Origin of the sequence: Caballeronia sp. LZ008 (genome assembly GCF_031451435.1) — a bacterium.
GTDB classification, from domain to species: Bacteria; Pseudomonadota; Gammaproteobacteria; order Burkholderiales; family Burkholderiaceae; genus Caballeronia; species Caballeronia zhejiangensis.
This window is the reverse complement of sequence record NZ_JARUXK010000002.1, coordinates 182872-197460: the sequence shown is the minus strand read 5'-3', so window position 1 is coordinate 197460 and position 14589 is coordinate 182872. Positions and strand designations below refer to the sequence as shown.

Genomic DNA, 14589 nt, shown 5'->3' with positions numbered 1-14589 from the left:
CTAGCGCATTCGCGTGGCATTGGGAATCGGCGCAAACGCCGTCAGGCGATGCTCGGCGCGAGCGCCGATTGCATCAGCGATATTTCGGCCAGTTCCGGTCGCATCGGGCATCCCAGCCAGAAGCCCTGTACTTCGTCGCAGCCGTTGTCGATCAGATAATCGAGCTGATCCGCCGTTTCCACGCCTTCCGCGACGACGCGTATGTCCAGCGCCTGACCCATGGCGATGACCGCCTTCACGATGACTTCGTCGGCGCGCGAGCAACCGATGCCGCGCACGAACGACATATCGAGCTTGACCCGATCGACCATGAAGCTGCGCACGTAGCCCAGGCTCGAAAAGCCCGTGCCGAAATCGTCGATGGCGATCGACACGTCGAGCCTGCGCAGCGCTTGCAGCGAAGGCAGCGCGCCGGGCGCCATGAGCGTGCTTTCGGTGATCTCCAGTTCGATATTGCGCGGATCGACACGCGAGCGTTCGAGCACGCGCGCGACCATCGCCGGGACGTCGCTGCGTTCGAACTGCACGGGCGAGACATTCACCGCCACCACGACAAACGGCGACAGCCTCGCCCATTCGCCGGCCTGCCGGCACGCCTGCTCCAGCACCCATTCGCCGATCTGCACGATGAGCCCCGTGCTCTCCGCGAGCGGGATGAACTGCGCGGGATTCACGAGGCCGAACTCCTTGCTCTGCCATCGGAGCAGCGCTTCGAAGCCTTCGACCCGCCGCGTGCGCAGGCAGATCTTCGGCTGATACAGCACGAACAGTTCGTTCTTCGCGATGGCGAGTCCCAGCGCCTTGACCATGGCGCTGCGCGCCGTCTCCGCCGCCGCGATCTCCGGATCGAAAACCTGTATCGAACCGGCGTGAAGCGACTTCGAGCGATACATCGCCGCATCGGCGGCGCGCAGCAGCGTCTCGGCGTCGCTGCCGTGATCGGGAAAGAACGCGACGCCCATGCTCGCGACGGAGACGACGGTGGCATCGGCGGCTTTCATCGGCTGCGCGAGAAGCGTCGCGATCTGCCGGGCATGGGCGAGGCATTCGTCCTGGCTCCGGCCCGGCAGCAGCACGACGAACTCGTCGCCTGCGTAACGCGCGACGAAACCGGGCGGCGTGACGCTCGATTCGAGCCGTCGCGAGACTTCGCGAAGCACATCGTCGCCGGCCGCATGGCCGAGGCTGTCGTTGACGTCCTTGAAGTTGTCCAGATCGAGGAAGATGAATCCGAGCCGGTCGCCGTTGCGCCGCGCGATCCGCACGGCGTGGTCGAACAGTTCGCCGAGCGCGAGCCGGTTCGGCAGACCGGTCAGCGGATCTTCGAGCGCCTGGCGCTTCAACTGCTCCTGATGGCGCACGCGCTCCGTCACGTCGCTCAACACCGTGATGCTGTGCGTGACGCGTCCGTGGTCGTCGAGAATCGGACCGACGTAGGTATCGCTCCAGAACGTCGAGCCGTTGCTGCGCGACATCTTCAGCAGTCGCGATGCTTCGACATTGCCGCGCATCGCGTGCGTCAGCGATCCGGTCTCGGGCATCGCGCGATCCCAGCCGAGCGCCGCCTGCGTTTGTGCGCCGAGCACATCCGCCACGCGGCGGCCCGTCAGGCGCTCGAACGCGGTGTTCGCATACGTGATGCGGTGCGAGCCGCAAGAGAGATGCGAAATGACGATGGCGTCGCGCGTCGCTTCGAGCGCGCGGCTGCGAAGGTGCAGTTGTTCCTTCGCGTTCTCGTGCGCGGTGACGTCGTGAGCGGTGATGAAACACGCCTCGTGACCGCCGAACGAAAGCAGATGAAACGACACGTCCACGAAGATGACATCGCCATCGAGCCTGCGATGACGTCGGATGCCGCCCGCGCCCGAACCGGCTCCCGACTGCACGTAGCCCGCGAGATCGAGCCGGAAGTTCGCGACTTCTTCGGCGGGGCGCAGATCGAAGATCGTCAGCGCGTTGAGCTGTTCCAGCGTCGCCCGGTACTGACGTTGCGCTGCCGCGTTCGCGGTGAGAATCGCGCCGTTCCCGACATCGAAGATCAGCATCGCGACCGGATGCTGGTCGAAGTACTGGCTGAAGCGTTTCTGCGCTTCATCGGCGACGATGCGCGCCGCGTTCTTCGCGAGCGCCGAGCGATGCCGGCTCGACGCCGCGAACGCGAGCAGCAGCATGCCGGCGGCGAGACCCACGATGAGCGCGATGCGCTGCTTCAGAATCTGCGATTGCGCTTTCTCCTGCATGCTGGCGATCAGCTCCCGCTCGTCGCTGCGCAGCAGGGCGAGAATGTCCATGATCGATTTCAGCGACGCGTTGGCGAGCAGCAACCTTCCGGAGTCGACTGCGGTGCCATGCGACGCAAGCGCGACGTTCGCCGCGGCATCCTGCAGCGCTTTGGGCCATTCGCCGCTCAGGCGTCTGAGTTCCGCGAGCTTTTCGGCGGCGGCGGGCGAATCGGCGAGCAGCGCATCGAGATGGTTATAGGCGCGCGCCACCATCACCGCGCGGGCGATGGGCCACGCGCGCGATTCGAACGTGGCCGAGCCGACGCCCTTGAGGAAGTCGGTGTTGGCGGCGAGATGCAGATCGACGAGCAGTTCGAGCTCCGAGCCGACGTCGAGCGCCCGGCGCAATTCCCGCTCGCCGATGTCGCGATCGACGGTGATGGAAACGGCGGCGAGCGCGGCGAGGCACAGCCCGGACGCCGACAGCGTCGCCAGAACCAGCGTGGTCGCGAAACGCCGGCGAGACCACGAGATCAAGGTTCTGAGGCGAAGGTGAAACATGGTCAATCCTGTACACGGTTTGCATGTTTTACGACCTTCGTCAAAAGCTCTTTAGCGGGTTAAGCCCTTATTGGAATGATTCTTCTGACGGTTGAGGCAATAAATACCTCTCGCCGGAACGCGTAGCGCCCGCGCTCATCGATGCATGACGTATTGCCAAAGCGCCTGGCATTCGGTATCGGCGATGCGGTAGTGGGGCATCGACTTGCGCAGCAGCACGCCCGCCGGATCGATGCCGTCCTTCACGGCGCGGCAGAAGGACGTCGCGTCATAGTGACTGAGCGGCCCGCCACGGCGGCTTGCGACGCCGAGCAGGGCGTCGTGCGTCAGCGGCGGCGCGAACGCGGGCTTCGTCGATGTGCCGACGTGGCAATTGACGCATCGCGTCGCAAAGGAAGGCAACGGGCGCTCGTCGTCGCGCAGATGCGCGGTCATCGGATGTTGTCCGTTGAAGATCGCGCAGCCCATGTCGGCGGGGTCGCATGCGGTCTGCGCGCGCGCAAGCGGCGCAATTGCCACGACCGCGACGAATGCCACGACCGCGACGACCGCGACGAATGCGACGAATGCGACGCGCATCGCCGCGGCCCGCGCCTCGAGGAAGCGGCGTCGGGCCATTCAACGCACGCGCAGCACGCGCGAAACGCTCGGCACGCCGTTGGCGTTCAGCGCGAACAGCATGTAATAGCCGGGGACGACGACGCCCGGATCGGACGGAATGTTCAACTGGAATTCGCCCGCCGTACCGACGCTGAACGTGAGCGGCACGCGTCGTTGCTCGTTGTTCAGCGAATGCGTAACCGAAGACGAGCGCATCAGCACGAATGCGCGCGTGCTCCGGCTGGCCGTCACCACGATCGTCGTGCCGAGCTGCGCATCGCTCGGAACGGAGCTGAGAGTCGGACGCGACGCGGCGGAACCGTCCGAGTTGAGCAGGTACGGCGGCGTCAGGATCTCGATGTCGGTGTGATTGGTCGAGCATGATCCGCACAGACCCCCGCCGCCGCTCAGCACGCGTCCGTCGTTCAGCAGCAGCGCGACGCTGTGATAGGTGCGCGGCACGGCCTGCTGCGCGAGCGGGGAAAACGTGTTGGTCGCGGGGTCCCAGAGTTCCGGGGTGAGGACCGCGTTGTTGTCCGAGAAAGGCTCGGCGAAGGTCTGTCCGCCGATCACGACGACCTGTCCGTTCGGCAGCACGACGCTGTTGTTGAACGCGCGCCGGTAGCTCATCGGCGGGATGGTCCGCGTCGTCGCGTTGCCGCTGCTGATGTCGATGAGCGTCGCGTTGGCCGTGGCCGGCGACTGATCGTAGCTCGGCGCGCCACCGACCGCGAGAATCTTGCCGACGTCGTACATGACCGCGTTGCCGTTCATCGCGTCGCCGTCGCTGCCACGGTTGCCGGCCGGGCTCACGTTGCCGTTGCCCGCCGTATCGAACCAGTGCATCGCCTTGCTCGGTCCCGCATGGAACACGCGTCCGTTGCCGACCGCGAACATCCACGCGTGATTGTCGGAGCGGAACACGCCTCTCGCGTCGTTCGTGACGATGTAATCGTCGAGAATCGCGCTATTGATCCGCCAGCCCGAACCCGAGGTCCACGTTTCGCCGGACTTTCCTCCGAGCCCTCCGCTCCACGAGCCGCCCATGACGAACACGTTGCCGTTGCTCAGCGTCACGCTACCCTGATAGCCGCGCGGGATGTTCATCTGATTGCCCGCGGTCCATGTGTTGGTCGTCGGCGAATAGATGCTGGTCTGCCGCACGCTCAATCCGCCGGTCACGAAGATGCGGCCATCGGGGAGATTGGAAATGCCGGGGCAGAACATGTCGTGCGCGGTATTGGTCACGATCACTTGCGAACTCGTGCCGTTCGATGGATTGAAGATCGCCGTGTAGGTTCTCGCCGGCGGATTCGCGCTGTCGGTGAAGTCGAGCGGCGCGTCGGCCGACCAGACGAGCACGTTTCCATTGGGCAGATTGGCGGCTTGCAGCGGGACGAGCGGCAACTGATACGGCGTCGTCCACTTCGACGGCAATGCGGCTTGCTGTACCGGCAGGCCGGCCACTTGCCACGTTTGCGTCGCGCTTCCGTTGCACACTTGCTGCGATAGTTGATTGCCTTGCGACGTCGTGCTCGATGCGGTCACGCACAAGCCGCTATGTCCCGCGACGATCGCGTAGCCCGCGCCTTGCGGCGTCAACGAGAACGCCTGATTCGCGCCGCCATTGCAGGTCCACTGGATGACGGGGCCGCCCGGACTCTGGCTTTGGCCCGAGACGTCCATGCACAGGCCGCTGTTCTGATTGATGAGGTTGTAGCGCGTGCCGGTCGCTGACGGAAACCACTGCTGATTCGCGCCGCCCCAGCAGGACCACGTAATCACGGGCGCGCCCGGCGCCCTCGATTCGCCGCTCACGTCGGCGCACAGGCTGGTGCCGCTCAGCGTGATGGGCGCCGAGCTTTGCGCGCGCGCGGCGTGCGGCATGCCCGCCAATGCCAGCGGCAACGCGACGAGCAGCAAGAAGCGCATGCATCGGACGAACAGGCTTGACGCGTGGCTCGTCGAACGGATTCCAGGCATGGTTGCACCCCGTACATGAAGCGGGTTACGTACGTGCGAGCGCGCCGAGCACATCGCAGATGTCTTCGACGCGAGGAAGATCGGCGCTTCGCCAGCGCAACATCGCGTTGGCATCGAAGCAATAGACCTGGGTGGAATGGTCAGCGATGTCGCCGAGAGGCGCGTTGCTGCCCGAGAGCGCCACGCGCATCCGGTCGACATCGGCGAGTGCCGGCGTCGCTGCATTCCAGGCGGAACCCGCCTGAAAGCGCGCGAGCCACGCGCGCAATGCCGACGGTGAATCCGAAAGCGGATCGATCCCGACCGACAGCAATTGCACCGGACGACGCGCGCGGATTTGCGGTATCCGTTCCTGAACCGCGTTGAACAACGCGCCTTGCAAGGGACATATCGTGCCGCAGCCGGTATAGACGGTTTGCACTGCAGTCACGCGCTGATGCAGCAAGTCGCTGAGCAGACGCTTCTTGCCGGTCTGATCGACGAGCCATGCATCGTCGAGACGGACTGGCGGCGTGACGAGTCCGAGATCGCCATGCTGCGCGAAGGAGGGCGACGACACTGCACCCAGAGCGAGCGCGGCCATGTGGCGAAGCAGCGAGCGGCGAGCCGATGAGCGCGCGGGCGCCTGCGTGCCGGATGTCATTCGGTCGGGCATCGTTTCGCGGATTTCCGAAATCGTCGTCATCGGCACGTTCCTGGTCCCGGCGAGGGCTCTCAAGGTGAGACTTGCATGTCGGACATCCGGACAGACGGCCTTGCGATTTGCATGACCATTGGCCCAAAGATTAGCAGCCCAAATCGGCAAAAAAAGTTCGAGACGCGAAATAAGTAGGTAGATATGTGCACTCCCCCACATTCGTTTTTACAGCCCCGGCAACATGTCATCAACGACGCGCACGATTTCGAAAAGTGCAATGTAAAACCTGCGCGATTGATTCACTCCGCGATTTGCGATAGCTTTCAGTCGGTAAAGAGCCTTCCCCGTTACGCCCGAACGTTCGGTGACAAGACTGCTCTGGTTCTCCGTCACCATTCCGCGAAGGCGCGCGAGTCGCGAGCAAAGCTGACGCGTTCTTTTGTAAGCCAGGTTCGTCGCTCGCCCTCCGTTTCCCGATGTTCAATAGCGGCCGAATTGCGTCCCTCGGGGCGCTCGACGGCTTCCTCGCTTCGCTGATGCGCTGGTTTGCGGGTACACGCTGCTATGGGGCATCACGATTGCTCTGTTGCAGCACCGATGTCGCCCGACACCGCGTTGTCCGTTCCGGCCCCTTCCGGAGAAGGAGAATGCAAATGAATGCGCGTTTTTCCGCTTATGCCGCCGCACTCGGCGCCGTGCTGATCGCGGCAATCATCGCCGCGTGCAGTGGCGGCGACTCCGGCGGCGATGCGACATCGGCCGCGGCGAGCCGGGCCGCGTCGAGCGTGGCGAAGGCAACGTCGCCCAGCAACGCGATGGACGTCGTCACCTGGCACAACGACATCGCCCGCACCGGACAGCAACTCGCCGAAACGACCCTCACGCTCGCGAACGTCAACCAGAACACGTTCGGCAAGGTGGCTTTCTATTCCGTCGATGGCGCCGTCGATGCGCAGCCGCTCTTTCTCGCGAACGTTCCGATCGCGGGCGCCACGCACAACGTCGTGTACGTCGCGACCGAGAACGGAAGCGTCTACGCGTTCGATGCCGACAGCGGCGCGACGCTTTGGAGAGTCTCGACGCTCGGCAGCGGCGAGAATCCGAGCGACGATCACAAGTGCCATCAGATCACGCCGACGATCGGTGTGACGGCGACGCCCGTCATCGATCGCGGGCGCGGACCGAACGGCGCGATGTATGTCGTCGGCATGTCGAAGGATGCATCGGGCGGCTATCACCAGCGCATCCACGCGCTCGATATCACGACGGGCGCCGAGCTCTTCAACGGTCCGACCGAAATCCGCGCGACCTATCCGGGCAACGGCGCGGGCAGCCAGAACGGCACGCTGACGTTCGATCCGGGTCAGTACGCCGAGCGCGCGGCGTTGCTGCAGTTGAACGGCGTCATCTATACCGCGTGGACATCGCATTGCGATTTCATGCCGTACACCGGCTGGGTGATCGGCTACGACGCCAACACGCTGCAGCAGGCGAGCGTGCTGAACGTCACGCCGAACGGCCAGATGGGCTCGATCTGGATGAGCGGCGCGGGCCCTGCGTCGGACGGCGAATCGATCTATTTCCTCGATGCCAACGGCACCTTCGATCCGACGCAGAACGAGCACGAGATGCCGATCAACGGCAACTTCGGCAACGGCTTCCTGCGGCTGAACCTCGGGCCGTTGAGAGTGCAGGACTACTTCCAGCCGTCGAACACGGTGCAGCAATCGAACGAGGACGAAGACCTCGGTTCCGGCGGCGCGATGGTCTTGCCCGATTTCACCGATGCGAACGGCAAGGTCTGGCGTCTCGCGGTCGGCGCGGGCAAGAACTCGACGATCTATGTCGTCAACCGCTGGTCGATGGGCAAGTTCGATTCGAACGCGGATCACATCTATCAGGAGCTCGTCGGCCAGATACGCGGACCGATGTTCGGCGCGCCCGCGTACTTCAACGGCAGGGTCTATTTCGGCTCGGTCGGCGACAACATCAAGGCGTTCACGGTAACGAACGCCGCGCTGTCGCGCACGCCGTCGAGTCAGACGCTGAACTCGTTCGGCTTCCCGGGCGCGACGCCGAGCATTTCGGCGAACGGCACGTCGAACGCGATTCTGTGGGCGGCGGAGAACGGGTCGATCGGCGTGCTGCGCGCCTACGACGCGACCAATCTCAATCATCAGCTTTACAGCAGCGTCGATGCGGGCGCGCGCGACCAGTTCGGTGCGGGCAACAAGTTCATCACGCCGATGATCGCGAACGGCAAGGTGTATGTGGGCGCGAAGAATGGCGTGGCCGTGTTCGGATTGCGGTCGCAATAGCGCTGTCTGCCTATGACCGAACACGTCACGCACAGGATCGAGGCGAAGGAGAAAGCCACCGGGTTGCTCTTCGCAGTGGCGTACGCAGTACTTTCGTTGACGGCGATCGCGCTGGCCGGCCCATACGGATGGGACGACGGCGCCATCACCGTCGCGTATGCACAGACGCTCGGGCGGCACGGATTGTTTGCGTTGACCCCGGTGTCGCCGTTGGGCGAAGGTACGTCGACGCTGCTCATGACGGCGATGCTCGCGATCGGGCATTGGCTGTTCCATCCGGGCTTTCTCGAAGCGATCAGGGCGGCGCAACTGCTTTCGTTCATCGCGCTCAGCGCTACGCTGGTGCTGATGTGGCGCGCGCTTCAACCGTCATTGCCGAGCCCGACGCATCGGCTCATCGTCGTGTCCTTGCTCGGGCTGCTTCCGATGTGTCAGGCCGAGATCGTCAACGGCATGGAGATGACGGTCTTCGCGTTGCTGCTGCTCGCGTTCGTGCTCTACTGGCGCGCGCAATCGACGCTCGCGTATGCACTCGTGCCGCTTCTGATGCTGACTCGCTTCGAAGCGGTGTTCTATCTGGGTTTCGCGCTGGGCTGGATGGTCGTGTTTTGCCCGCAGGAACGCTCGCGCGCGTTTCGAATGTGCGTGTGCCTGATGCTTTGTTTTCTGCTGATGACGCTCTGGCGATATTGGGTCTTCGGCGTATTGTTGCCGAACACCATTCTGGCCAAGCTTCACGCGCCATACAGCAAGAAGGGCTGGGACGGCTTACTGGAGAAGCTGCGCGGCCTCAAGGATTTTCTCTTCGTGAACGCCGCGCTGCTGGCTGGCATCGTCCTGAGCTGGAAGGGCGGTCAGGCGCGCCGTCTCGATCCGATGCCGCTGCTTCTGATAGTGGCCTTCGGCGTGTTCGCACTGATATCGGGAAGAAACTGGGGCTATACCGGCCGGATGTTCGTGGCGGTGCTGCCGATCCTCGTGCTATCGCTCGCGGAACGTTTCGCGAACATGCGTCGGCCGCGCGTCTTGCGCTGGCTCTTGCTGTGCCTTGCCGGGACCTTCGTGTTCAACGCCAAGGTGCTGCGCGAAAACGTCGACACGATGATCGTCGGCGCGGCGATGCGCGGCGCGCTGCCGGCTTCGATGGATGCAATGGGAAGCGCGGTTCGCAAAAGGGTGTGGAATCAATCGCCCGGCGACTGGCGAGGCGTAACGCCACAGAACTTCGCGATGACCGGCGCGTCGGTCGATCGCTTGCGCGAGCATCTCGGGCAGCCGACGCTCAAGTTCCTGACGCCGGACGTCGGCGGCACGGCATTGTGCTGCGAACGCCTGAACATCCTGGATCTGGGGCTGCTGACGAATCCATCGCTGACGCGTCAGGGGTATGCGAAGCTGGGCGACTACATAAGCACGGAACGTCCCGAAGTCATCGAAACGCATGGCGTATGGAGCAGGGACAGCGACATCTACTCGCTTGCCGCGTTCAAGGCGGATTACAGGCCCGCCATATACGACGGGTCGCTGTTCTGGCTGCGTGACGACGTTCTTCAACGTCTGATCGCGCGCGGCATGTCCGCCGATCTCGTCTCGCCTCGCGCGCTGCCGGATACGCGCTATCTGGGCGACGAGTGGGACGTTGAAAATCTGATGCGCTTTCCCGCCGTGACGGTGCTCGGTCGATGAACGATTCACACGCGCTGATGCGACCTGCGGTAAGGAAACGAAAGGCATCGCATTGAATCAATGAGCGCGCCATCGCTCTCATTGGTTTTATGGAGATGCCTATGAACAGACTTGCGATTGCTTCCCTTCTTTGTGTCATCACCTTTGGACAGACGGCCGCGTTCGCTCAACCGGCCGGACCGGATGCAGGCCCGGATCATCGACAACAGGAAGGGCCCGGCAAGCCGCGAAACGCCGGACCCGAAGCACGCGGACACGACGATGCGCGCCGTCCGGTGCCGCATCAGGACTGGCATTCGGGCGACCGTCTGCCGGATTCGTATCGTGGATCGCGTTACGTCGTGAAGGACTGGCGCGCGCATGACCTGCACGCTCCGCCCTCGGGTTATCAGTGGGTGCAGGTGAACGGCGACTTCGTGTTGGCGGCGATCGCCACGGGCGTCATTTCGAGCATCATCGTGTCGTCGCATTGACCGACAAGGCGGCTCGAATCAGCCGTGCAAGGCCAGTCCCTTTACCGCCTTGTCGACGGCCTTTTTGGCGCCGTGCAGCGCGAGGCCGACGAGATCGAGATTCGCCGCGTCCTCGGCACGGAATGCCTCGCGATTCGCGGCATCGTGCCCGGTGGAAAACATCGCGTGAACATACGGCACGATTCTGAGTTCGCGCGTGATCGCCTGTCGATGCGCGGCTTGCAGGCCGGACAGATCGGCGGCGAACACGAGCATCGGCTGGCCCAGCATGCGGCCGTAGCGATGTCCGGCGGCGTCCTCGTAAGGCTCGCCGAGCGCTTCGGGCACCGCGGCCGCGACGCCGGTCGCGAGAAAGGCGACGACATTGAGCTTTTGCCAGACGGGCAGATCATCGCGCACGATGAGCGCCACTTTGGTGTCGAACATGAAGGTTCCTCCTTGGAACATTCATGTTGCGCGATTCGCGGCGTTCAGTCTGGAACGTTTGTGCACATCCGCCGATACGCGGCCGGTGTCATCCGGTACGCGCGATGAAACCAGCGGCCGAGGTGGCTCTGATCCGAGAATCCGACGATCGCGGCAACCTGCGCAGGCCGATGACCGGCCGCCAGCAAGCGACGCGCGGCGCGCAGGCGCAAGCGCACCAGATACGCGTGCGGCGACGTGCCGAACGCGCGCTTGAAGAGGCGCGTCAGGCGGAACCGGTCGATGCCCGCAACGGTCGCGAGCTCATCGAGTCCGATGTTGCCGTCCATCTGTTCATGCAGGAGATCGCGCGCGCGAAGGGCGGCGAGCGGCGCGGTGACGCCGCCGATCGACGGCGCGTCGCGCAACTGGCCGCTGAGTTGCGTCAGCAGGCGATCGAACGCCTGATCGCGCGCGAGCCTGCCTTCGTCGTGATAGATGGCGTGGAACGCCGTGCGGATGACGTCGACGAGCCGGCGATCGTCGACGAGCGTTCGACTGAACGCCGCCTCGACGCTGCGCAGGCCCGGAAGATTCAGTTCGTGCGCCGCGCGTTCGACCCATGCTTGCGGCAGGTACAGCATCGCGTAGGTGAAGCCGCCGGCTTCCGGCGCATGACCGTCGTGCAGCGCGCCGGGTTCGATCAATATCGCGCGGCCCGGCACGCTCGTATGCAAAGACCGATGACACTGAAAGCGCTGTACGCCTTGTTCCGTGTAGCCGATCAGCATGTCGTCGTGATCGTGCGGATCGTAGGCGTGACCGCTGAAATGCGCGCGCAGCCCTTCGATACCCGTCTCCGGATCGCGCCGCGCGGCGAGCCAGTGATCGGCGTGCTCGTTGAATACGGTTGCGGTTGTCATCGCTCGCTCCGGCGCTGCTTAACCAAGGAATGTTATCCGAAAGGGCACGCATCCTGCTGCGCGCGTAGTGCGTTCTTCCATCCAATTTTCGCTACACGATGTCCACAGAAACAATCGACGTTGCCGTTTCACCGATCCCGTTAAACCAGCGCCGGCGCGTGTTCGCGGGCCTCATTCTCGCGATGATCCTCGCGGCGCTCGACCAGAGCATCGTGGCGACCGCGCTGCCGGTCATCGCGGGCGAACTCGGCGGCCTGAACCATCTTACGTGGGTCGTCACCGCGTTCATGCTGACGTCGACGGTCAGCGCGCCGCTCTACGGCAAGCTCTCCGACATGTACGGACGCAAGCCGTTCTTCGCGCTCAGCATCGGCATTTTTCTCGTGGCTTCGGCGCTGTGCGGCGCGGCGCGATCGATGAACGCGCTCATTCTGTTTCGCGCGCTGCAAGGATTCGGCGCCGGCGGGCTGATGACGATGTCGCAGACGCTCGTCGGCAGCATCGTGCCGATGCGCGAGCGCGGGCGCTATCAGGGTCTCTTCACCGGCGCGTTCGCGGTGAGCAGCGTCGCGGGGCCGTTGCTGGGCGGCTTCATCACGAGTCACGCGTCATGGCGATGGGTGTTCTACATCAATCCGCCGATCGGCGCGCTGTCGCTCGCGCTCGTGATGATGTCGCTGCCGAAGGTCGAGCGCGGCGGCGAGCACGCCGTCGATTACGCGGGCGCGGTGCTGGTCTGCATCGGGACATCGGCGCTGTTGCTGGTGTTCAATTCGGCGTCCGCGTCGTTCATGTCGGGCATGCGCTTGCCGTTGTCGTGCGTGCTTGCGCTCGCGTGCTTCGTCGCCCTGTTCTTCGTCGAGCGGCGCGCGCGGGAACCGATCATCGATCTGAAGCTCTTCGGCAACGTGCCTTACGCGACCTGCGTGGCGGCTTCCGGCATCATGGCCTTCGCGATGATGGGCTCGCTCGTCTTCATGCCGCTCTATTTCCAGCTCGTATTGGGCGAGACGCCCGAGCAGTCCGGCGCGATGATGCTGCCGCAAGTCGCGATGATGCTCGTCACGTCCGTGACCGGCGGACGTTTTTCCGTCGGCAGCATGCGGCGTATCGCGACGCTCCTGTCGATCGGCGTCTTTCTCGAATGTCTCGGTCTCGCCTCGCTCGCCTTGCTTGCGCATATCGGCGCGAGCGTGCCGCTCTTTCTCTGCGCGATGGCGGTGCTCGGCGCGGGCATGGGCATCGGCATGCCGAACGCGACGGTCATCGTGCAGAACTCGGTGCCCGAGCGCGTGCTCGGCGCCGCCACCGCGACGATGGGATTCGTGCGCTCGCTGGGAGCGTCGCTGGGCGTGGCGTTGTCCGGCGGCATCATGACCTTCGTGCTCAAGCGCGAGATGAGCGGGCTGCCTGCGTCCCTCGATACGCAGGCGCTGCTGGATCACGGTATCGCCGCGATCGCGCAGATGAGCGCGGCGCAGCAGGCGCAGATCGTCGCGGTCTATCGCGGCGCGATCGGTGCGAGCCTGATCGCGGGCGGCATCGTCATGTTCATCGGCTTCCTGCTGGTGCTGAATCTCACGCGGCGCGCCCTGCCGCAACGCTAGCCGCGCGCGTTACAGAATGCTGTTCAGCGCCTTCGCGAATCGGGCCTCCGTGCCTTCGATGTCGTGAAGCTTGTCCAGCCCGAACAAGCCGATGCGGAAGGTCTTGAAATCTGCCGGCTCGTCGCATTGAAGCGGAACGCCCGCCGCGATCTGCACGCCGGCATCGGCGAATTTCTTGCCGGTGCGGATGCCGTCATCGTCCGTGTAGCAGACCACGACGCCCGGCGCTTCGAAACCTTCGGCCGCCACGCTCTTGAAGCCCTTGTCGGCCAAGAGCGAGCGGATGCGCTTGCCCAGCTCGAATTGCTCCGCTTGCACTTTGTCGAAGCCGTACGCCTCGGTTTCCTTCATGACATCGCGCAGTGTCGTGAGACTGTCCGTGGGCATCGTGGCGTGATACGCGAAGCCGTTGTTCTCGTAGGCTTCCATGATTTGCAGCCATTTGCGAAGGTCGCAGGCGAAGCTCGTGCTCGTCGTCGCGTCGATTCTTTCGCGGGCGAGCGGGCTCAACATGACGAGTCCGCAACACGGCGACGCGCTCCATCCCTTTTGCGGCGCGCTGATGAGCACATCGACGCCGCTCGCTTCCATGTCGACCCAGACGGTGCCCGAGGCGATGCAGTCCAGCACGAACATGCCGCCCACGGCGTGAACCGCATCGGCCACGGCGCGCAGATACGAATCGGGCAGGATGATTCCGGCTGCGGTTTCGACGTGCGGCGCGAAGACGAGATCGGGCTTGTTCTGCTTGATCGCGGCGACGACTTCTTCGATCGGCGGCGGCGCAAATGCGGCCTGCCTGCCTTCCGCGACCGGGCGCGCCTTCAGCACGGTCGATTCGGACGGAATGCCGCCCATGTCGAAAATCTGCGACCAGCGGTAGCTGAACCAGCCATTGCGGATGACGAGGCACTTCTTGTTCGTCGCGAACTGCCGGGCGACCGCTTCCATGCCGAAGGTCCCGCTGCCGGGAACGACCGCGACGGCCTTGGCGTTGTAGACCTTCTTCAGGGTGTTGGAGATGTCGCGCATGACGCCCTGAAAGCGCTGCGACATATGGTTGATCGATCGGTCGGTGAAGACGACCGAGTATTCGAGAAGTCCATCTCGATCGACGTCAGGGAGTAACGCGGGCACGCTGGCCTCCTGTAGCGGACGATTCGACGAATCGGAA

At 64.2% G+C, this 14589-nt stretch carries 11 protein-coding genes; 4 read left to right on the top strand and 7 right to left on the bottom strand.

Annotated features, from left to right (window positions below; genetic code table 11):
* Positions 1 to 41: 41 nt before the first annotated feature.
* From QCE49_RS15280 to QCE49_RS15265, 4 genes are all read right to left on the bottom strand, one after another.
* The gene (locus QCE49_RS15280; RefSeq protein WP_250459610.1) at positions 42 to 2783 is read right to left on the bottom strand and encodes an EAL domain-containing protein; all 2742 of its coding nucleotides are present in this window, start codon (positions 2781 to 2783) and stop codon (positions 42 to 44) included.
* A 135-nt stretch (positions 2784 to 2918) separates the two neighbouring features.
* Positions 2919 to 3401, bottom strand: a complete 483-nt coding sequence (locus tag QCE49_RS15275; protein ID WP_250459608.1) for a hypothetical protein — start codon at positions 3399 to 3401, stop codon at positions 2919 to 2921.
* A complete protein-coding gene (locus QCE49_RS15270) occupies positions 3402 to 5315 on the bottom strand; it encodes an RICIN domain-containing protein (protein WP_008345777.1) in 1914 nt (637 codons plus the stop codon).
* Between the two features lie 76 nt (positions 5316 to 5391).
* A complete protein-coding gene (locus QCE49_RS15265) occupies positions 5392 to 6051 on the bottom strand; it encodes an SCO family protein (RefSeq protein ID WP_250459606.1) in 660 nt (219 codons plus the stop codon).
* A gap of 605 nt (positions 6052 to 6656) precedes the next feature.
* Between QCE49_RS15265 and QCE49_RS15255 the strand changes: the two genes are divergently transcribed.
* The 3 genes from QCE49_RS15255 to QCE49_RS15245 all read left to right on the top strand — a co-directional run bounded on the left by QCE49_RS15255 (position 6657) and on the right by QCE49_RS15245 (position 10480).
* Entirely contained in the window at positions 6657 to 8321 is a 1665-nt protein-coding gene (locus QCE49_RS15255) for a PQQ-binding-like beta-propeller repeat protein (protein WP_250459603.1), read from the top strand.
* Positions 8322 to 8333: 12 nt separating this feature from the next.
* The gene (locus QCE49_RS15250; RefSeq protein ID WP_175982185.1) at positions 8334 to 10007 is read left to right on the top strand and encodes a hypothetical protein; all 1674 of its coding nucleotides are present in this window, start codon (positions 8334 to 8336) and stop codon (positions 10005 to 10007) included.
* A 101-nt stretch (positions 10008 to 10108) separates the two neighbouring features.
* On the top strand, positions 10109 to 10480 hold the full coding sequence (locus QCE49_RS15245) for an RcnB family protein (RefSeq protein ID WP_008345771.1): 372 nt from the start codon (positions 10109 to 10111) through the stop codon (positions 10478 to 10480).
* A gap of 18 nt (positions 10481 to 10498) precedes the next feature.
* On the opposite strand, the gene QCE49_RS15240 is transcribed toward QCE49_RS15245, so the two are convergent.
* Positions 10499 to 10906: a DUF2000 domain-containing protein gene (locus QCE49_RS15240; RefSeq protein ID WP_008345769.1), complete on the bottom strand. Its 408-nt coding sequence runs from the start codon at positions 10904 to 10906 to the stop codon at positions 10499 to 10501.
* Between the two features lie 44 nt (positions 10907 to 10950).
* Positions 10951 to 11808, bottom strand: a complete 858-nt coding sequence (locus QCE49_RS15235) for an AraC family transcriptional regulator (RefSeq protein ID WP_008345768.1) — start codon at positions 11806 to 11808, stop codon at positions 10951 to 10953.
* A 98-nt stretch (positions 11809 to 11906) separates the two neighbouring features.
* Here QCE49_RS15235 and QCE49_RS15230 point away from each other — a divergent pair, with 98 nt between their 5' ends.
* The gene (locus QCE49_RS15230; protein ID WP_033535645.1) at positions 11907 to 13415 is read left to right on the top strand and encodes an MDR family MFS transporter; all 1509 of its coding nucleotides are present in this window, start codon (positions 11907 to 11909) and stop codon (positions 13413 to 13415) included.
* A gap of 9 nt (positions 13416 to 13424) precedes the next feature.
* On the opposite strand, the gene QCE49_RS15225 is transcribed toward QCE49_RS15230, so the two are convergent.
* A complete protein-coding gene (locus tag QCE49_RS15225; protein WP_250459601.1) occupies positions 13425 to 14552 on the bottom strand; it encodes an aminotransferase class V-fold PLP-dependent enzyme in 1128 nt (375 codons plus the stop codon).
* Positions 14553 to 14589: the final 37 nt, after the last annotated feature.

Coding starts and splice junctions, on each gene's coding strand:
- QCE49_RS15280 (WP_250459610.1), bottom strand. CDS start 2,783: ATGTTTCACCTTCGCCTCAGAACCTTGATCTCGTGGTCTCGCCGGCGT.
- QCE49_RS15275 (WP_250459608.1), bottom strand. CDS start 3,401: ATGGCCCGACGCCGCTTCCTCGAGGCGCGGGCCGCGGCGATGCGCGTC.
- QCE49_RS15270 (WP_008345777.1), bottom strand. CDS start 5,315: ATGCGCTTCTTGCTGCTCGTCGCGTTGCCGCTGGCATTGGCGGGCATG.
- QCE49_RS15265 (WP_250459606.1), bottom strand. CDS start 6,051: ATGACGACGATTTCGGAAATCCGCGAAACGATGCCCGACCGAATGACA.
- QCE49_RS15255 (WP_250459603.1), top strand. CDS start 6,657: ATGAATGCGCGTTTTTCCGCTTATGCCGCCGCACTCGGCGCCGTGCTG.
- QCE49_RS15250 (WP_175982185.1), top strand. CDS start 8,334: ATGACCGAACACGTCACGCACAGGATCGAGGCGAAGGAGAAAGCCACC.
- QCE49_RS15245 (WP_008345771.1), top strand. CDS start 10,109: ATGAACAGACTTGCGATTGCTTCCCTTCTTTGTGTCATCACCTTTGGA.
- QCE49_RS15240 (WP_008345769.1), bottom strand. CDS start 10,906: ATGTTCGACACCAAAGTGGCGCTCATCGTGCGCGATGATCTGCCCGTC.
- QCE49_RS15235 (WP_008345768.1), bottom strand. CDS start 11,808: ATGACAACCGCAACCGTATTCAACGAGCACGCCGATCACTGGCTCGCC.
- QCE49_RS15230 (WP_033535645.1), top strand. CDS start 11,907: ATGTCCACAGAAACAATCGACGTTGCCGTTTCACCGATCCCGTTAAAC.